The organism is Streptomyces sp. NPDC047706 (assembly GCF_043204795.1).
Taxonomy (GTDB): Bacteria; Actinomycetota; Actinomycetes; order Streptomycetales; family Streptomycetaceae; genus Streptomyces.
In genome coordinates, this window is record NZ_JBIDCW010000007.1 from 237,736 (window position 1) to 255,974 (window position 18,239).

The following is an 18,239-nucleotide window of genomic DNA, read 5'->3' on the forward strand; positions in this document are numbered from 1 at the left end:
TTCAGAGGGTGAAGCAACTGATGTCACTGGAGTCCGACGCCGACCTTCTCGGAGCCGCCGGAGCGGCGGGAGCCGCCCTTCCCGGCACGCTCCCCGAGCCGCTGCGTGCCGAACTCGTCGCGTTCCGACGCGACTTGCACATGCACCCGGAGCTCGGCAACCAGGAGTTCCGTACGACCGCCGCGATCAAGGCCCGGCTGGAGAAGGCCGGCCTCCGGCCGCGCGTCCTCGCCGCCGGCACCGGGCTCGTCTGTGACATCGGCGTAGAAGGCGATCAGTGGCAAGGCGGGACCGGGATGCTCGCCATGCGGGCCGACATCGACGCCCTGCCCATCCCGGACGCCAAGACCGAGTGCCCGTACCGCTCGACCGTCCCCGACCGGGCGCACGCCTGCGGCCACGACGTGCACACGGCCGTCGTGCTGGGGGCCGGCCTGATCCTGGCCGACCTGCACCGGCAGGGCCTGCTGCCGCAGCCCGTGCGGCTGGTCTTCCAGCCCGCCGAGGAGGTGCTGCCCGGCGGTGCCGCCGAGGCCATCGACTGCGGCGTGCTCGACGGGGTCAAGCGGATCATCGCCGTGCACTGCGACCCCCGGGTGGACGCCGGGACGATCGGCCTGCGCGAGGGCCCCATCACCTCGGCCTGCGACCGTCTGGAGATCGCCCTGGACGGCCCCGGCGGCCACACCGCCCGGCCGCATCTGACCACCGACCTCGTCACCGCCGTCGCCCGCGTGGTCACCGACGTGCCGGCGCTGGTCGCCCGCCGCGTGGACACCCGCAGCGGACTGGCGGTGACCTGGGGGCGCATCGAGTCCGGCCACGCCCCGAACGTCATCCCGCAGCACGCCGAGCTCTCCGGGACCGTGCGGTGCCTGGACATGGTGGCGTGGCGGGACGCCCCCGACATCGTCCACGCGGCGATCGACGAGGTGGCCAACCTGCACCGCGCCAAGTCCGAGATCAACTACGTCCGTGGCGTTCCGCCCGTCGTCAACGAGCCCGGCGTCACCGAACTGCTCGACGACGCCATGACCGCCCGCCGCGGCCCCGGCTCGGTCGAGGGCACCGACCAGAGCCTCGGCGGCGAGGACTTCTCCTGGTACCTGGAGCAGGTCCCCGGCGCCATGGCCCGCCTAGGCGTCCGCACCCCCGGTGAGCGCACGGTCCGCGATCTCCACCAGGGCGACTTCGACGTGGACGAGTCCGCGATCAAGGTAGGCGTGGAGCTGTTCACGGCGGCGGCGCTGCTCGACGCCGGCCGGTAGCCGAGCCGGCACCTTCCGGTTGCGGCCCCGGTGCGGCCGGGGCAGCGTTGCCCGTAGCGGTCGGCCCTGCCCTGAAGCACGCCGGGATCGCCCCAGGCGCACCCCATTCGAGCCGGTGGTTCACACATACGTAACCGGCCACCGGCACGAATGGATAACGGCCACGGAGAACCCCGTTCCCAGGAGTGTCTACGCGCGTTAATGTGCGCCGAACCGAGCGCCCACTGCGGGGCTTTGGAGAATGGGGAACTTCAGATGCGTCGGATATCCAAACTTACCCGCGTCGCGGTGGGGGTCGCCTCGCTCGCTCTCGCCGCCACGGCATGCGGCGGAACCAGCAGTGACAGCGGCGGAGACGGTGGCTCCAAGGAGGACCTCGGCCTCGCCATCGCGTACGACATCGGCGGCAAGGGCGACCAGTCCTTCAACGACGCCGCGTACGCCGGCCTGAAGAAGGCCGCGGACGAGTACGGCTACAAGACCGCCGACATCGAGCCCACCGAGGGCGAGACCGACGCCGACAAGGAACAGCGCCTGGCCTCCCTCGCCAAGCAGGGCTACAACCCCGTCATCGGTGTCGGCTTCGCCTACGGCCCCGCGATGACCGCGATCGCCGCGAAGTACCCGGACACCACCTTCGGCATCGTCGACTCCGTCGTCGAGGGCAAGAACGTCGCCTCGCTCGTCTTCGCCGAGGAGCAGGCCTCCTACCTCGCCGGCGTCGCGGCCGCCAAGGCCACCAAGACCGACACGGTCGGCTTCATCGGCGGTGTGGACATCCCGCTCATCCACAAGTTCGAGGCCGGCTTCAAGCAGGGCGTCGCGGAGACCGGCGGTGGCAAGGTCAAGGTCGTCTCGCAGTATCTGACGCAGACCGCGGAGGAGGGTGGCTTCTCCAGCCCCGACAAGGGCAAGGCCGCCGCCGAGGGCCAGATCGAGAAGAACGCGGACGTCGTCTACCAGGCGGCCGGCCTGTCCGGGCAGGGCGTGATCGAGGCCGCCGCCAAGGCCGAGGTCTGGGCGATCGGCGTGGACTCCGACCAGTACCAGCAGGAGGCGCTGGCCTCGTACAAGGAGTACATCCTCACCTCCGCGCTCAAGGACGTCGGCGGTGCGGTGTACGAGCTGGCCAAGTCCGTCGAGGACGGCAAGCCGCTGACCGGCGTCCAGACCTTCGACCTGAAGGTGGACGGCGTGGGCCTGTCCGACAGCAACCCGGAGTACGCGAAGATCGCGGGCCTCCAGGACGCGGTGGAGAAGGCCAAGGCGGGCATCATCGACGGCTCGATCAAGGTCAAGACGGAGTAGCGCCCGGCTGCTGAGCAGGCGAAAAGTACAGATCCGTACGGAGCGGGCGGGTGCCACGGGCACCCGCCCGCTCCGCCGTCCCCGGGCTCCCCCACCCCCTTTGCGGGTGGCAAGCCTCCGACCTGGCCCCGAGTGCTGTTGGCCACGGCCGGATAACAAGGTGGACAGAAGGGGTTTTCAGGCTGGTCTACGCGCGTTAATCTGCGGCGAAGCCAGCGCCGAAGCTGAACCGTCCGGCGCTGTGCCCCGGGGAAGTGCGGGCACGCACTGAACAACGCGGGAACGCACCCGCACACTCCGGACCCCCCAGTACGACAGGAGCACCACACATGCGCCGGGTTTCCCGCATCGCGGTCGCAGGCGCAGCGACCGCCTCTCTCGCCCTCGCCCTCTCCGCCTGTGGCGGTACCTCGACCGAGAGCTCTTCCTCCGAGTCGAAGGGCGACAAGGGCCTCGCCATCGCCTACGACGTCGGCGGCAAGGGCGACCAGTCCTTCAACGACGCCGCGTACGCGGGCCTGGAGCAGGCGAAGAGCGAGTTCAAGTACGAGACGGCCGACATCGAGCCCACCGAGGGCGAGACGGACGCCGACAAGGCGCAGCGCCTCGCGTCGCTGGCGAAGCAGGGCTACAACCCGGTGGTGGGCGTCGGCTACGCGTACGCTCCGGCCGTGAAGGAGGTCGCGGCCAAGTACCCCGACACCACCTTCGGCATCGTCGACGACTCCCAGGTCCAGGCGGAGAACGTGGCCGACCTGGTCTTCTCCGAGGAGGAGGCCTCGTACCTGGCCGGTGTGGCCGCCGCCAAGAGCACCAAGAACAACGTGGTCGGCTTCGTCGGTGGCGTGGACATCCCGCTGATCCACAAGTTCCAGGCGGGCTTCGAGCAGGGCGTCAAGGACACGAACCCGAAGGTCAAGGTCCTCTCCCAGTACCTCACGCAGACCGCGGAGGAGGGTGGCTTCTCCAGCCCCGACAAGGGCAAGACGGCCGCCGAGGGCCAGATCGAGAAGAAGGCCGACGTCGTCTACGCGGCGGCCGGTCTGTCCGGTCAGGGCGTGATCGAGGCCGCCGCCGCCAACAAGGTGTGGGCGATCGGCGTCGACTCCGACCAGTACAAGCAGGAAGCCCTCGCGAAGTACAAGGACTCGATCCTCACCTCCGCCACCAAGGACGTCGCCAAGGCCGTCTACAGCCTCGCGAAGTCGGTTGAGGACGGCAAGCCGGAGACCGGTATCGTCAGGGGCGATCTGAAGAGCGGCGAGGTGGGCCTCGCGGACTCCAACCCGAAGTTCGCGGACGACGCCGAGCTCCAGGAAGCCATCGAAGCGGCCAAGGAGAAGATCATCAGCGGCGAGATCAAGGTCAAGAGCAGCTGACAAGCCGTTGCCGAGCAGTCGGTGACCGCGGGGTCACGTCCGTGCAACGGGGTATGGGGAGCCGGTCTCGCCGTACCCCGTTGTCCCGGAACGTCACCCCGCTTCGCATGCCGTAGGGGCGCTACGCGCGTAGACGGCCCCCGTCCCCAGGAGAGTGCGCCATCCACGCGTCCAGCAGCCCTCCGGCCGGAGCGGCGGTCCACGGTCAGGCGACCGCCGTCGAACTCGCCGGGATCACCAAGCGTTTCCCGGGTGTCGTGGCCAACCACGACATCCACCTCAGCGTCCGCAAGGGCACCGTGCACGCCCTCGTCGGTGAGAACGGCGCCGGCAAGTCGACGCTGATGAAGATCCTCTACGGCATGCAGAAGCCGGACGAGGGCACGATCACCATCGACGGTGAGCAGGTCACCCTGCACAGCCCGGCCGACGCCATCTCGCGCGGCATCGGCATGGTGCACCAGCACTTCATGCTGGCGGACAACCTCACCGTGCTGGAGAACGTGGTCCTCGGCAGCGAGAAGCTGCACGGCATCGGCGCCAAGGCCCGCCGCAGGATCAAGGAGATCTCCGAGCGCTACGGCCTCGGCGTCCGCCCCGACCTCCTGGTCGAGGAGCTCGGCGTCGCCGCCCGCCAGCGCGTGGAGATCCTCAAGGTCCTCTACCGCGGCGCCACCACGCTGATCCTCGACGAGCCGACCGCCGTGCTCGTGCCGCAGGAGGTGGACGCGCTCTTCGCCAACCTGCGCGAACTCAGGTCCGAGGGCCTGTCCGTCATCTTCATCTCGCACAAGCTGGGCGAGGTCCTCTCCGTCGCCGACGAGATCACCGTGATCCGCCGCGGTACCACCGTCGGCACGGCCGTCCCCGCCGGGACCACCCCGCGCCAGCTCGCCGAGATGATGGTCGGCAGCGAGCTGCCCACCCCGGAGACCGCCGAGTCCACGGTCACCGACCGCCCGGTCCTCACCGTCGACACGCTTCGCCTCACCGCCCCCGGCGGCAAGGCCCTCCTGGACGACATCACCTTCACCATCCACGCCGGCGAGGTCCTGGGCATCGCCGGCGTCGAGGGCAACGGCCAGACCGAGCTGGTCGACGCGCTGATCGGCCTGCGCCACGCCGACTCCGGCACGATCAGCCTCGCCGACGAGGAGATCACCGCCTGGCCCACCCGCAAGCGCCGCGAGCAGGGCGTCGGCTACATCCCCGAGGACCGCCACCGGCACGGCCTGCTCCTGGAGGCCCCCCTCTGGGAGAACCGCATCCTCGGCCACGTCACCGAGAAGCCCAACGCCAAGGGCGTCTGGCTGGACCCCAAGGCCGCGCAGGACGACACGCGCCGGATCGTCGAGGCGTACGACGTCCGCACCCCCGGCATCGACGTCACCGCCGCCTCGCTCTCCGGCGGCAACCAGCAGAAGCTGATCGTCGGCCGCGAGATGAGCCACAAGCCGCGCTTCCTGATCGCCGCCCACCCCACGCGCGGTGTGGACGTCGGCGCCCAGGCCGCGATCTGGGACCACATCCGGCAGGCCCGCCGCGAGGGCCTGGCCGTGCTGCTGATCTCCGCCGACCTCGACGAGCTGATCGGCCTGTCCGACACGCTCCGGGTGATCTACAACGGCCGGCTGGTCGCCGACGCCGACCCCGCCACCATCACCCCGGAGGAGCTGGGCTCCGCCATGACGGGAGCCGCGAGCGGCCACCTGGAGCACGACGAGACCCCGAAGACCCCGGCAGACACCCCCGAGACCCCCGAGATCCGCAAGTCTCCCGAGTCTCCGGAAGACGAGGCCCGCTGATGAAGAAGTTCGACAAGGAGCGCGTGCTCCTCGCCGTGGCCGGACCGGTCATCGCGCTCGCCGTGGCCTTCGTGCTCAGCGCCATCGTGCTGATCGCCTCGGGCAAGAACCCGGTCGAGCCGTTCGCCGTGATGTTCGAACAGCTCGGCTTCTCCGACATCCAGGTCCTGATCATCAACCAGGCCTCGATGTACTACATCGCGGCGCTCGCGGTGGCCATCGGCTTCCGGATGAACCTGTTCAACATCGGTGTCGACGGCCAGTACCAGCTCGCCGCCATGATGGCCGCCGTCGTCGGCGCCCACATGAACCTGCCCGCCGCGATCCAGATTCCGCTGCTGCTCCTCACCGCGCTGTTCACCGGCGCCTTCTGGGCCGGTATCGCCGGTGTCCTGAAGGTCACCCGGGGCGTCAGCGAGGTGGTCGCGACGATCATGCTCAACGCGATCGCCACCTCCGTCATCGGCTACCTGTGGCTCCCGAGCGTCTTCGGCGTCAAGGTCGGCAACAACAACACCACCGGCGAGATGCACTCCTCCGGCTGGGTGCCCGGCATCGACATGGGCGCGGCCGGCGAGATCTACGGCCTGGTCGTCCTCGCGGCGCTCCTCGGCATCGGCTACTGGGTCGTCCTCAACCGCACCCGCTTCGGCTTCGACCTGCGCGCCTCCGGTGCCTCCGAGACCGCCGCCGCGGCCAGCGGTGTCGACCCCAAGCGCATGGTGCTCACCGCCATGCTGATCTCCGGCGCCCTCGCCGGACTCGCGGGCCTGCCCATCCTGATGGGCGACACCCACACCTACAGCCTCAACTTCCCCACCGGCATCGGCTTCCTGGGCATCGGCATCGCCCTGCTCGGCCGTAACAGCCCGGTGGGCATCGCGCTCGCCGCCCTGCTGTGGGCCTGGCTCGACAAGGCATCGCCGGAGCTGGACTTCTACGGCTACGACAAGGAGATCGCGGTCATCATGCAGGGCCTCATCGTGCTCTCGGTCGTCGTCTCCTACGAGGCCGTCCGCGAATGGGGTCTGCGCCGCCAGCAGCGCCGTGTCGGCGCCGAACTCGCCGCCGGTCACGTCCTCGGCGCCCACAACACGAAGGAGGTGGCTGGCCGATGACCACCGCGTCCGACGTCAACCAGCCCACGCTGCAGCCCGCGGCGCCCACCGGCCGCCGCCTGTCGTGGCCCGTCCTGCTGCTGGTCATCGCCGGAGCCCTGGCGCTGACCTCGCTCGTCCGCATCATCACCGGCGCGGACGGCATCACCAACGTCAGCCAGATGTCCACCGCCCTCCAGCTCGCCGTGCCGATCGGCCTCGCCGGTCTCGGCGGTCTGTGGGCCGAGCGGGCGGGCGTGATCAACATCGGCCTCGAGGGCATGATGATCCTCGGCACCTGGTTCGGTGCCTGGGCCGGCTTCCAGTGGGGCCCCTGGACCGGTGTCCTGGTCGGCATCATCGGCGGCTGCCTCGGCGGCCTGCTGCACGCCTTCGTCACCGTCACCTTCAACGTCAACCACATCGTCTCCGGTGTGGCCATCAACATCCTCGCCCTCGGCGCCACCCGCTACCTGGCACCCCTCGCCTTCGAGGGCCACGCGGGCGGCTCCGCCAAGCAGTCCCCGGCGGTGGAGTCCCTCGGCAACTTCACGGTGCCGGGCCTCTCCGACGGGCTACGGGAGATCAACAACCAGGGCTGGTTCCTGATCTCCGACATCGCGGGGCTGCTGGGCGGCCTGGTCACCAGCGTCTCCTGGCTGACCCTGGTGGCCATCGCGCTGGTCCCCGCCACCTGGTGGATCCTGTGGCGCACCGCGTTCGGCCTGCGGCTGCGCTCCTGCGGCGAGAACCCGGTCGCGGCCGAGTCCCTCGGCGTCAACGTCTACAAGTACAAGTACATCGCCGTGATCATCTCCGGCGGCCTGGCCGGCCTCGGTGGCGTCTTCCTCTCCATCGTCGCCAACCCCTTCTACCTGGAGGGCCAGGTCAGCGGCCGCGGTTACATCGGCCTCGCCGCGATGATCTTCGGTAACTGGATGCCGGGCGGACTGGCCATCGGCGCGGGCCTGTTCGGCTACACCGACAGCCTCAACCTGCGCGGCGGCTCCGAGAACGTCCACGCCCTGCTGCTGCTCGGCGCGCTGCTGCTGATCATCGGTGCCGTCTGGCTGGTGATCCGCAAGAAGTACGTGAACGCCGTGATCACCCTCGTCGCCGGCGCCCTGGTCTTCGCCTGGTACGCCACCACCGACGAGGTCCCCAACCAGGTCGTCTCCGCCACCCCGTACGTCATCACGCTGGTCGTCCTCGCGCTCTCGGCGCAGCGACTGCGGCCGCCGAAGGCCGACGGTATGCCGTACCGGAAGGGACAGGGCAAGTGACACCGCCCGCCGAGGCCGACTGGGAGGCGCTGCGCGCGGTGGCCCGCGAGGCCATGAGCCACGCGTACGCCCCCTACTCCGGCTACGCCGTCGGCGTCGCCGCCCTGGTCGACGACGGACGCACAATCTCGGGCTGCAACGTCGAGAACGCCTCGTACGGCCTCTCCCTGTGCGCCGAGTGCGGGCTGGTCTCGGAGCTGCACCGCACCGGCGGCGGCCGGCTGACGCACTTCACCTGCGTCGACGGCCGGGGCGAGCTGCTCGTCCCGTGCGGCCGCTGCCGCCAGCTGCTGTACGAGTTCGGCGGCGGCGGACTGCTGCTGGACACCCCGGCGGGCATCCTGCCGCTGTCGGAGATGCTCCCCCACGCCTTCGGGCCGGAGCACCTCTCCTCGTAACTCCCGTACGGCCCCTGGGACCTGTTCCGCAGGGGCCGTACTTTTCGCAATCCCGGAAGGAAAGCCAGCATGGCCATGGACGCCATCTCCGTCATCCGCACCAAGCGGGACCGCGGTGAGCTCAGCGACGAGCAGATCGACTGGGTCGTCGACGCGTACACGCGCGGCGAGGTGGCCGACGAGCAGATGTCGGCGCTCGCCATGGCCATCCTGCTCAACGGCATGAACCGCCGCGAGATCGCCCGCTGGACGGCGGCGATGATCGCCTCCGGCGAGCGCATGGACTTCTCGTCCCTGTCCCGGCCCACGGCGGACAAGCACTCCACGGGCGGCGTCGGCGACAAGATCACCCTCCCGCTGGCCCCCCTGGTCGCGGCCTGCGGCGCGGCCGTCCCCCAGCTCTCGGGCCGCGGCCTCGGCCACACCGGCGGCACGCTGGACAAGCTGGAGTCCATCCCCGGCTGGCGCGCGCTGCTGTCCAACGAGGAGATGCTGAACGTCCTGGACACGACCGGCGCGGTGATCTGCGCGGCCGGCGACGGCCTCGCCCCCGCCGACAAGAAGCTCTACGCACTGCGGGACGTCACGGGCACGGTCGAGGCGATCCCCCTGATCGCGTCCTCCATCATGTCCAAGAAGATCGCCGAGGGCACCGGCTCGCTGGTCCTGGACGTGAAGGCCGGCACCGGCGCCTTCATGAAGAGCCTCGACGACGCCCGCGAACTGGCCTCCACCATGGTGGGCCTGGGCACGGACCACGGCGTGCGGACCGTCGCCCTACTGACGGACATGTCGACGCCGCTGGGCCTGACGGCCGGCAACGCGCTGGAGGTCCGCGAGTCGGTGGAGGTCCTGGCCGGCGGCGGCCCCGCCGACGTGGTCGAGCTGACCGTCGCGCTGGCCCGCGAAATGCTCCAGGCGGCGGGCATCCGCGACGCCGACCCCGCGAAGGCGCTGGCCGACGGCTCGGCGATGGACGTCTGGCGCCGGATGATCGCGGCCCAGGGCGGCGACCCCGACGCCGCGCTGCCCACGTCCCTCGAACAGCACGTCGTCAAGGCCCCGTCCTCCGGTGTCCTCACCCGTCTCGACGCCTACGGCGTCGGCATCGCCGCCTGGCGCCTGGGTGCCGGCCGCGCCCGCAAGGAGGACCCGGTGCAGGCCGGCGCGGGCGTCGAACTCCACGCCAAGCCCGGGGACGACGTGACCGAGGGCCAGCCCCTGCTGACCCTGCACACCGACACCCCCGAGCGCTTCGACTACGCCCTGGAGGCCCTCGACGGCTCCTACGACGTCGCGGCCCCCGGCACGGACTTCACGCCGTCCCCGGTGGTGCTGGAACGTATCGCCTGACCTGGGGCTTTCTCACACGGGTGAACGGGATCGGTGGACCGGCACCACCCACCGCCACGAACACCCCCGAAGGCAGATGCATGGAGCATGCACCCAACCCTCCGGGGCGGCCCCGCCCAGGTCGATGTGATCCTCGCGGCGCGACGAGGAGCCCACCGGCGATGAGTTACGGCGGCCCCGCGGGTCTACCGGTTCGTGGATGCCATGACCCCTGCCGAAATCGTGCTGGCCGGCCCCGTCACCCGGGACGAGGTGACAGGGCTCTGCGATGACGTGCGGGCGTTGCTGGAGGACACCGGGGCGCCGGTGGTCGTATGTGACGTCGCAGGCCTCGGGCCACCAGGTCTCGGGACCGTCGACCTGCTGGCCCGGCTGGCGCTGACGGCCAGGCGGGCCGGGAGCGGGCTCCGGCTCCGCGACCCCCACCCCGCGCTACACGCCCTCCTCGACCTGGTCGGCCTCCGCTTCGAGGTGGAGGGGCAGCCCGAACAGCGGGAACCACCGCTTGGTGTCGAGGAAGCAGTGGAACCCGGTGATCCGGCCCTCTGAGATCTCCAGCACCTGCACCGCCCACGGGGTGAAGCCGCCCGACTCCGGGTCCGGCTTGTAGTGCGCGAAGCCCGGCAGGCCGTTGACCTCGACGTGCCGCAACCGGGAGCCGGCGCAGGCGGAACCGAGGGTGGTCATGAAGCCCGTGATGTCGGCCGGGCCGCGCAGCCACAGGTCGAACGGCGGCATCGTCATCACGGCGTCCTCGTGGAGCAGGGCGGTCAGCGCCGTCATGTCGTAGCCCTCGAAGGCCGCGACATACCGCTCCAGGAGCTTTTGCTGCTCCTCGTCCAGGGGATCCGACACCGAAGCGCCGGCTCCCTTGTCGTCCCGCTCAGCCAGTGTCGCGCGGGCGCGCTGCAACGCGCTGTTCACCGATGCCACCGAGGTGCCGAGCAACTCCGCGACCTCGCTCGCCTTCCAGGCCAGCACCTCACGCAGGATCAGCACGGCGCGCTGCTTGGGCGGCAGCTGCTGAAGGGCGGCCATGAACGCCAGCCGCACGGACTCCTTGGCGACCGCGGCCTCCGCCGGGTCCGCGGTCGAGGGCAGCACACGCGCGTCCGGCATCGGCTCCAGCCAGGTGTGGTCGGGGCGCGGCGACAGCGCGGCCTGGGCGAGCGGGGTGGACTCCGACAGGTCCATCGGCCTGGCGCGCTTGTTGCCCGCGTTCAGCATGTCCAGGCAGACGTTGGTCGCGATGCGGTAGAGCCAGGACCGGATGCTGGAGCGGCCCTCGAACTTGTCGAAGCTGCGCCAGGCGCGCACGAGCGTGTCCTGGACCGCGTCCTCGGCCTCGAAGGAGGAACCGAGCATGCGATAGCAGTAGCCCGTCAGCTCGACCCGGTGTTTCTCCAGTGTGGCGTCGAGATCTGTCGTCGTCGCCGTGCCGTTGCTCATCGTCCACCCACCCCTGTGGCCGTTCCCTGTGCCCGCGCACCATTGCGCACAGCACTTCGGAAGCTACCGCAGCCCACTGACAATGGCCCCCCGAGTGGGAAAAGGGGCTGTTCAGAAGGGGGCCACGGAAACCGGCACAGGCCCCCCGGGACCCGCACCCCCGCACGGCGAGAAGACGACCACGCCCCGGACGTGGTCCCGACGGGACACGCACCGCAGGCGCTACAGCACCCCGCACCGGACAGGGACCGGCCGCCGCAGGCCGGAGGCAGGCATCCGCCTACACCGCCGCCCGCGCCGCAGCCACCCGGGCCGCCCTCGACCCGACCAGTGTGATCCCCACGACCCCCAGCACCGCCAGCAGCCCGACCCCCACGGTCCCGCCCCAGCCCCCCGCGTGGAAGGCCATGGCCCCCACCGTGCTTCCGGCGCTGGACCCCACGTAGTACGCCGACTGGTACAGGGCGGACGCCTGCGCCCGCCCATGCGTCGCCGTCTTGCTGACCGCCGACGAGGCCACCGCGTGCCCCGCGAAGAAGCCCGCCGTGATCAGCACAAGCCCCAGCAGCACCAGGGCCAGCGAGTCGGCCGACGACAGCAGCAGCCCCACCGCCGTGGTACCACCGCCCAGATACAGCGCACCCCTGCGCCCCAGCCGCCCCACCAGCCGGCCGGCGGTGGACGCCGCCACCGTGCCCACCAGATAGACGAGGAAGATCGAGCCCACCACGCCCTGCGGCAGCCCGAACGGCTCCTCCGTCAGCCGGTACCCGATCACCGTGTACACGCCGCCGAACACCGTCATGAACAGCGCGCCGATCGCGTACAGACGACGCAGCAGCGGATTGCCCAGATGCTCACGCACCGTCCCGAGCAGCACCCGCGGCCGCAGCGACCCCGCGACGAAGTGCCGGGGCTCCGGCAGCAGCAGCCGGAACGCGACCGCGCACCCCACGGCGAGCAGACCGAGCGCGCCGACCGCCACCCGCCAGCCCCACTCCTGCGCGACCCACCCGGTGATGACCCGGCCGCTCATCCCGCCGACGCTGTTGCCCGCGACGAACAGCCCGATCGCCGTCACCAGCGCCCTGGGCCGGACCTCCTCCGCCAGATACGCCGTCGCCGAGGCCGGGAGCCCGGCCAGCGCAGCGCCCTGCACCGCCCGCAGCGCGACCAGCGTGGTCAGCGAGCCGGCGAACGGCACCAGCAGCGCCACGGCCACCGCCACCGCCAGCGACACCGTCATGACCGTACGGCGTCCGAACCGCTCGGACAGCGCGCTCATCGGGATCACGAACAGCGCCAGACCACCTGTCGCCGCCGCCACGGTCCAGCTGGCCGCGCTCGCCGTCACCCCGAGGTCCCCCGAGATCAGGGGGAGCAGAGCCTGCGTGGAGTACAGCAGCGCGAAGGTGGCCACACCCGCGAGGAAGAGGGCGAAGCTCATCCGGCGGTAGCCGGGGCCGCCCGGGGCCATTCGGGAGTCGACAGGAGCGGCAGGAACGGCGCCCACGACGGTGGACGCCCCGGTACTGGCGGGAGTCATGCTTCGAAGCTACGTACGCCGCCGCTCATCCGTCCAATGCATGGAATCGTCATAATCGTTCCCATGGTGCATCAACCAAGCTCACAGCCCCGGCTGTCACCGACCAGTGACACAGAAGACATCGTCACGCTGCTCGCCCCACGCCTGGCGTACTTCGCCGGCGTCGCGCGCACCGAGCACGTCACCCGGGCGGCGCAGGAGATGAACGTCCCTCAGTCCACCCTCTCCCGTGCCATGGTCCGCCTCGAACAGGACCTGGGCGTCGACCTGTTCGCCCGCCGCGGCCGGACCCTCTCCCTCACCACCGCCGGCCGCACCTTCCTCGCTTCCGTGGACCGCGCCCTCGCCGAGATCGAGCGGGCCGCCGACGAGGTGCGCGCCGACGCCGACCCCACCACCGGCAAGGTGGCGTTCGGCTTTCTGCACACCATGGGGGCGGAGACCGTCCCTGGCCTCCTGCACGCCTTCCGCGCGGATCACCCGCGGGTCCGGTTCAGCCTGGTCCAGAACTACGGCGAAGCCATGATCGAACGCCTCCGCGCCGGTGAACTGGACCTCTGCCTGACCTCGCCGGTACCGGACGCCCCCGACCTGGTGGCCCGCCGCCTCGACGAGCAGAAGCTCCGCCTCGTCGTCCCGGCCGACCACCGCCTGGCCACCCGCAGGCGCATCCGCCTCGCCGAGGCGGCCGAGGAGACCTTCGTGACCTTGGAACCCGGCTACGGGCTCCGCCGCATCACCGACGACCTCTGCCGCGAGGCCGGCTTCAAACCACGTGTCGCGTTCGAGGGCGAGGAGGCGGAGACCCTGCGCGGCCTGGTGGCAGCGGGCCTGGGCGTGGCGCTGCTCCCACCCCCGGCGGTGGCCCGCCCCGGCGTGGTGGAACTGACGGTGACGGCACCGCGCGCGGCCCGCGAGATCGGCGTGGCCTGGCTGGAGGGTCACCCGGACACACCCCCGGTGGCGGCCTTCAAGAAGTTCCTGCTCTCCAGGAGAGGCAACCTGCTCCCGGCCTGACCCAGGAGCCCCCAAGGTCCCGCAGGGAACTACGCGACGGGCCCCGGCCACCGCTCCAGCCGCCCGCCTCCGCAACCGCCTCACCGCCGCAACGACCGCCCGAACCCCGCGGCCAACGGCATCCGCAACCCCAGCGGCGGCGGAGCCGCCAGCGCGTCCTCCACCGGCCGTGAGAACCCCCGCCCGAAGAGCACGCCCATCACGAAGTCCTCGGCCAGAGCGAGTACTTCGTCCCGGTGCTGATGCAACCCGTGCCGATCCGAATGCACTTCGAACCGGCACACGTCCCGGTTGACCTTCTTCGCCCGCGCCGCGTACCGGAACGACAGCTCGGGATCCGTCCGCTCGTCGTTGGTGCCGTGCACGATCAGCACCCGCCGCCCCACCAGCTGCTTCACCGGTTCGGGTGAGGCCGCCACGTCGTCCTCGGGCAGCCAAGGGGCGAGCGCCAGCACGGAGTTGACCGCCTCGTGCCCGCCCGCGTGCAGCGCCGCGCGCCCGCCCATGTCGATCCCGGCCAGGCAGACGGGGACGTCGCCGTAGCGCCGTACCGCCTCGTCGGCGGCCCAGGACGCGTCCCGGGCGAGATGTGCCTCGCTGCCGTTCCACCCCCGGAAGCGGTAGTGCACGACGTGCGCGGCCAGCCCTTCCGCCCGCCCGGCGCGCACCAGCCGCCGTCCCAACCCCCGTACGGACGCGGCCGCGAGCAGAGGAGAGGGCCTGCGGGCGGAGCTCGCCTCGCCGCCGGGGAGCAGCAGCACCACCGCGCTCACCGCCGTCGGTTCCGGACCGAACACCCGTCCCAGCCGTGCCGTGCGAACCGGCGTCGCTTGCTGTGCCATGACAGAACAGTGTCAGAAGCACCGGTGTACGCCACCCGTCCGCACGGTCACCGTTACGTATCGGCGAAAACGTACACCCGGCGATCTACGCGCGTAGGAGTTAGAGTGCGAAAATGACGAGCCAGACTGACCGGATGGGGCACACCCCGAGCCCGGACCAGATCCGCCGGGCACCCAAGGTTCTGCTGCACGACCACCTCGACGGCGGGCTGCGTCCCGGCACCGTCGTCGACCTCGCCCGCGGCAGCGGCTACGATCAGCTCCCCGACACGGACCCCGGCAAGCTCGGCCTGTGGTTCCGCGAGGCCGCCGACTCCGGATCCCTGGAGCGGTATCTGGAGACCTTCTCGCACACCGTCGGCGTCATGCAGACCCGTGAGGCCCTGGTCCGGGTCGCCGCCGAGTGCGCCGAGGACCTCGCCGAGGACGGCGTCGTCTACGCCGAGGTGCGCTACGCCCCCGAACAGCACCTGGAGGGCGGCCTCACCCTCGAAGAGGTGGTCGAGGCCGTCAACGAGGGCTTCCGTGAAGGGGAACGGATCGCTCGCGAGGGCGGCCACCGCATCCGCGTGGGTGCCCTGCTCACCGCCATGCGGCACGCGGCCCGCGCCCTGGAGATCGCCGAACTGGCCAACCGCTACCGGGACATGGGTGTCGTCGGCTTCGACATCGCGGGTGCCGAGGCCGGCTACCCGCCCACCCGGCACCTCGACGCGTTCGAGTACCTCAAGCGCGAGAACAACCACTTCACCATCCACGCCGGTGAGGCCTTCGGTCTGCCGTCCATCTGGCAGGCCCTGCAGTGGTGCGGCGCCGACCGGCTCGGGCACGGGGTGCGGATCATCGACGACATCGAGGTCGCCGAGGACGGCGGTGTGAAGCTCGGCCGGCTCGCCTCCTACGTCCGGGACAAGCGCATCCCGCTGGAGCTGTGCCCCAGCTCCAACCTCCAGACCGGCGCGGCCTCCTCGTACGCCGACCACCCCATCGGCCTGCTGCGGAGGCTGCACTTCCGGGCCACGGTGAACACCGACAACCGTCTGATGTCGCACACCAGCATGAGCCGGGAATTCGAGCACCTTGTCGAGGCATTCGGTTACACGCTCGACGACATGCAGTGGTTCTCAGTCAATGCTATGAAGTCAGCATTCATTCCTTTCGATGAACGACTGGCCATGATCAATGACGTGATCAAGCCCGGCTATGCCGAGCTGAAGTCCGAATGGCTGTTCCAGCAGACCGCTTCCACCAGGGACTCCGCGGGTTCTCAGGGCTGAACGTGACCGGGGGAAGGGGGCGGGCGTTCACAATCCGTCCGCATCTCGATGTTTGCGGAGGGCGCTCGGGCGTGTCTACGTTCTTGAACCGCTCCTCTCCTGAGCCGTCTTTCCCCGTCATCCCTTTTCAAGCCACTCAAGGACGCAATTCACCATGAAGCAGTCTGCTGCCAAGACCCTCGGTGTCGCCGCCCTCGGTGCCGCCTTCGCCGCCGGTGCGGGTGCCGCCGAGGCCGCTCCGGCCGCCCTCCCCGACGCCGCCCAGACGCTGGACACGGTCGCGATGACGCTGCCGGCGGAGAACCTCAACCAGACGGTGCCCGGTTCCGCCGAGGCACTGGCCCAGGGGCAGACGGCGCTCGGCGCCGGCCTGCGGGCGGCCCAGCCGGCCGCCGAGTCGGTGCTCGCCAAGGGCCCCAGCGGTCCGGCCGCCGGCCTGCTCGGCGGACTGCCGGTGCAGGGCCTGCCCACGCACGGCACCCCGGTGAACGGCATCCCGCTGGGCTGAGCCACGGCCTGTGGACGTGCCGATGGGGCGCACCCTTCGAAGGGTTGCGCCCCATCGGCGTGTGCCCCTGAGGGAGGGCGGGTCAGGTGGCTGTCACCAGGCCGTGCGGGTGGCCTTGTCTTCCGCCGGCAGCAGGATCCACAGCGCGATGTACAGCAGGAACTGGGGGCCGGGCAGCAAGCAGGACACAAGGAAGATCACTCGCATCGTGGTCGCGGAGGTGCCGAAGCGCCGTGCCAGCGCTGCGCACACTCCGCCGATCATCCGACCACTGGTGGGGCGGGCAAGGCGGCTCATCGGGGCTCCTTCGTCTCTTCGAACTCGTCGAGGTGCGTCTTTCCGGGGCTTCTTCCGCCTGCCCCGTCCGACAAGAACCACGCTACGGCGACGAAGGGGGCAAAGCGTCGCTCCATGGGGCGATCCCGACCCTGGGAATCGTCGGGGTCCGACCCTGAGAGACGTCCTCCCTCGGTGGCGCCGGCGACGTCCGGCGCCGGACCCGGGCCCTGCGGCGCAGCCAGTGGCGGCCGGCCGGGACGAGGGCGACATGAGTGAGGGCGACCCCCGTGGTGTTCAGCAGCAGCGAGTCGACGTCCACCTGCTGCCCGGGCACGCCGGTCTGGAGCAGCTCTATGCCGAGCGAGATCAGTGCCCCGGCGGTGACCGTGCGGACCAGGGAGCCGAGCGGCGAGGCCCGCAGTCTGCCGCCGGCCAGCGGCAGCAGCGCGCCCAGCGGCGCGAGCAGCCCGAGTCCGCCCCCGATACCGCGCGCCGCCTCCGGCCAGCCCAGCGCGAGGTCGGCGCGGATACCGGCGAGCGGACGCAGGTTGGCGGGCAACACCCAGGGCACGTCCAGCGGACGCAGCGTGTACCAGGCGACGAGGGCGAGGTACGCGGCGAGGAGGACACCCCCCGTCACGCGCATGTGGATCGCGGCGCTGCCGCCCCTGGAGCCTTGACGCTGCACGCCCCCCAAGACGCGGGCTCCGGCACGATCGGTTCCGGTGCGGGACCCCCCACCCCGGTGAGGTCTGCGCCACACCCGTCCCGCCGGCCGCCCGTGAACCGGCCGCCGGCCGCCGCGCCGGACCGGCCGTCAGCCGACCTTGACCTCGGCCGACGGCGGTTCCACCGCGCCCGGACGGGCACGGACGTCGTCCGTGCACTCGTAGCGGCGGGGCGGCGCGGTTCCGGGGCCGCCGAGGATCACCGAGCCGTCACCCTCGGCCGCCGCCGAGTCGGAGAACGTGCACACGATCTGCGCGAGGGCGTAGGAGGTCAGCGATGCGGGGGCGGCCGTCAGCCGCAGGGTGTCCTCCGGGTCCCGCGGCCCGGGGCCGCTCACCGTCGTACCCGTGCGTACATCCGTGGAGTACCCGGCCTGCCTCTCGGCCGCCGAGGGCGTTTCGGCGAGTTCGTCCAGCAGGCCCTGCGCCACCAGCACCCGGCGCTTGGCGTCCTCCGCGCCCTCGGGCACCCGCACGGCCCGGTCGACGGTGACCAGCGACGAACCGCAGAGCAGGAAAACCTGCACCGGCATCCCCGCCGTGGACTGCGTCGTGACCGGGGACCCGGCAAGTGAACAGTGCGCCCGCGAGGGCGCCGGGCCGAAGTCCGTCGGCACCTCGGTGGCCCGGATGCCGCAGCCCGCGAGCAGCGCGGTGAACACCGGCACCACCAGGAGACGAGCGTTGCGCACGCGTCCGCCC

18 protein-coding genes are annotated in these 18,239 nt (G+C 71.0%); 12 read left to right on the forward strand and 6 right to left on the reverse strand.

The features are described 5' to 3' along the window. Nucleotides 1–20: 20 nt before the first annotated feature. From ACGF8A_RS11360 to ACGF8A_RS11400, 9 genes are all read left to right on the forward strand, one after another. Nucleotides 21–1,268, forward strand: a complete 1,248-nt coding sequence (locus tag ACGF8A_RS11360; protein WP_393106736.1) for an amidohydrolase — start codon at nt 21–23, stop codon at nt 1,266–1,268. 255 nt (nt 1,269–1,523) lie between these two features. Continuing rightward, nucleotides 1,524–2,576 carry a BMP family protein gene (locus tag ACGF8A_RS11365; protein WP_393106630.1) on the forward strand — a complete coding sequence of 351 codons (1,053 nt, stop codon included), beginning with the start codon at nt 1,524–1,526 and terminating at the stop codon, nt 2,574–2,576. Between the two features lie 329 nt (nt 2,577–2,905). Beyond that, the gene (locus ACGF8A_RS11370; RefSeq protein WP_393106632.1) at nt 2,906–3,955 is read left to right on the forward strand and encodes a BMP family protein; all 1,050 of its coding nucleotides are present in this window, start codon (nt 2,906–2,908) and stop codon (nt 3,953–3,955) included. A gap of 161 nt (nt 3,956–4,116) precedes the next feature. After that, complete coding sequence (locus ACGF8A_RS11375) at nt 4,117–5,760, forward strand: ABC transporter ATP-binding protein (RefSeq protein WP_393106738.1); 1,644 nt, start codon at nt 4,117–4,119, stop codon at nt 5,758–5,760. Then, complete coding sequence (locus ACGF8A_RS11380; RefSeq protein ID WP_393106634.1) at nt 5,760–6,878, forward strand: ABC transporter permease; 1,119 nt, start codon at nt 5,760–5,762, stop codon at nt 6,876–6,878. Before ACGF8A_RS11375 ends, ACGF8A_RS11380 begins: the two co-directional genes overlap by 1 nt. Further along, a complete protein-coding gene (locus ACGF8A_RS11385; RefSeq protein WP_393106636.1) occupies nt 6,875–8,140 on the forward strand; it encodes an ABC transporter permease in 1,266 nt (421 codons plus the stop codon). Before ACGF8A_RS11380 ends, ACGF8A_RS11385 begins: the two co-directional genes overlap by 4 nt. Next, complete coding sequence (locus tag ACGF8A_RS11390) at nt 8,137–8,538, forward strand: cytidine deaminase (protein ID WP_393106638.1); 402 nt, start codon at nt 8,137–8,139, stop codon at nt 8,536–8,538. The genes ACGF8A_RS11385 and ACGF8A_RS11390 overlap by 4 nt, the downstream gene beginning before the upstream one ends. Nucleotides 8,539–8,607: 69 nt before the next feature. Next, nucleotides 8,608–9,891, forward strand: coding sequence for a thymidine phosphorylase (locus tag ACGF8A_RS11395; protein ID WP_393106640.1), 1,284 nt, complete (start codon nt 8,608–8,610; stop codon nt 9,889–9,891). A gap of 204 nt (nt 9,892–10,095) precedes the next feature. Next, nucleotides 10,096–10,440 carry an STAS domain-containing protein gene (locus tag ACGF8A_RS11400; RefSeq protein WP_393106642.1) on the forward strand — a complete coding sequence of 115 codons (345 nt, stop codon included), beginning with the start codon at nt 10,096–10,098 and terminating at the stop codon, nt 10,438–10,440. Here ACGF8A_RS11400 and ACGF8A_RS11405 read toward each other — a convergent pair. Both ACGF8A_RS11405 and ACGF8A_RS11410 read right to left on the reverse strand, forming a co-directional pair. Further along, entirely contained in the window at nt 10,324–11,340 is a 1,017-nt protein-coding gene (locus tag ACGF8A_RS11405) for a sigma-70 family RNA polymerase sigma factor (RefSeq protein ID WP_393106644.1), read from the reverse strand. The two genes, ACGF8A_RS11400 and ACGF8A_RS11405, sit on opposite strands and share 117 nt — an antisense overlap. Before the next feature lie 280 nt (nt 11,341–11,620). After that, nucleotides 11,621–12,886 (reverse strand): MFS transporter, encoded by a 1,266-nt coding sequence (locus tag ACGF8A_RS11410; protein WP_393106646.1) that lies wholly within the window; start codon nt 12,884–12,886, stop codon nt 11,621–11,623. A 63-nt stretch (nt 12,887–12,949) separates the two neighbouring features. Here ACGF8A_RS11410 and ACGF8A_RS11415 point away from each other — a divergent pair, with 63 nt between their 5' ends. Further along, complete coding sequence (locus ACGF8A_RS11415; protein WP_393106648.1) at nt 12,950–13,903, forward strand: LysR family transcriptional regulator; 954 nt, start codon at nt 12,950–12,952, stop codon at nt 13,901–13,903. 80 nt (nt 13,904–13,983) lie between these two features. Here ACGF8A_RS11415 and ACGF8A_RS11420 read toward each other — a convergent pair whose 3' ends face one another. After that, entirely contained in the window at nt 13,984–14,745 is a 762-nt protein-coding gene (locus ACGF8A_RS11420) for an alpha/beta hydrolase (RefSeq protein WP_393106650.1), read from the reverse strand. 113 nt (nt 14,746–14,858) lie between these two features. On the opposite strand from ACGF8A_RS11420, the gene ACGF8A_RS11425 reads away from it, so the two are divergent. After that, a complete protein-coding gene (locus ACGF8A_RS11425) occupies nt 14,859–16,022 on the forward strand; it encodes an adenosine deaminase (RefSeq protein WP_393106652.1) in 1,164 nt (387 codons plus the stop codon). A 154-nt stretch (nt 16,023–16,176) separates the two neighbouring features. Further along, nucleotides 16,177–16,530: an ATP-binding protein gene (locus ACGF8A_RS11430; protein ID WP_393106655.1), complete on the forward strand. Its 354-nt coding sequence runs from the start codon at nt 16,177–16,179 to the stop codon at nt 16,528–16,530. A gap of 93 nt (nt 16,531–16,623) precedes the next feature. Here the strand turns inward: ACGF8A_RS11430 and ACGF8A_RS11435 are convergent, their stop codons facing one another. The 3 genes from ACGF8A_RS11435 to ACGF8A_RS11445 form a co-directional block, all read right to left on the reverse strand. Continuing rightward, on the reverse strand, nt 16,624–16,827 hold the full coding sequence (locus ACGF8A_RS11435) for a PspC domain-containing protein (protein ID WP_393106657.1): 204 nt from the start codon (nt 16,825–16,827) through the stop codon (nt 16,624–16,626). Nucleotides 16,828–16,909: 82 nt separating this feature from the next. After that, nucleotides 16,910–17,497 carry a VanZ family protein gene (locus ACGF8A_RS11440; RefSeq protein ID WP_393106659.1) on the reverse strand — a complete coding sequence of 196 codons (588 nt, stop codon included), beginning with the start codon at nt 17,495–17,497 and terminating at the stop codon, nt 16,910–16,912. Between the two features lie 129 nt (nt 17,498–17,626). After that, nucleotides 17,627–18,229 carry a hypothetical protein gene (locus tag ACGF8A_RS11445; protein ID WP_393106661.1) on the reverse strand — a complete coding sequence of 201 codons (603 nt, stop codon included), beginning with the start codon at nt 18,227–18,229 and terminating at the stop codon, nt 17,627–17,629. Nucleotides 18,230–18,239: the final 10 nt, after the last annotated feature.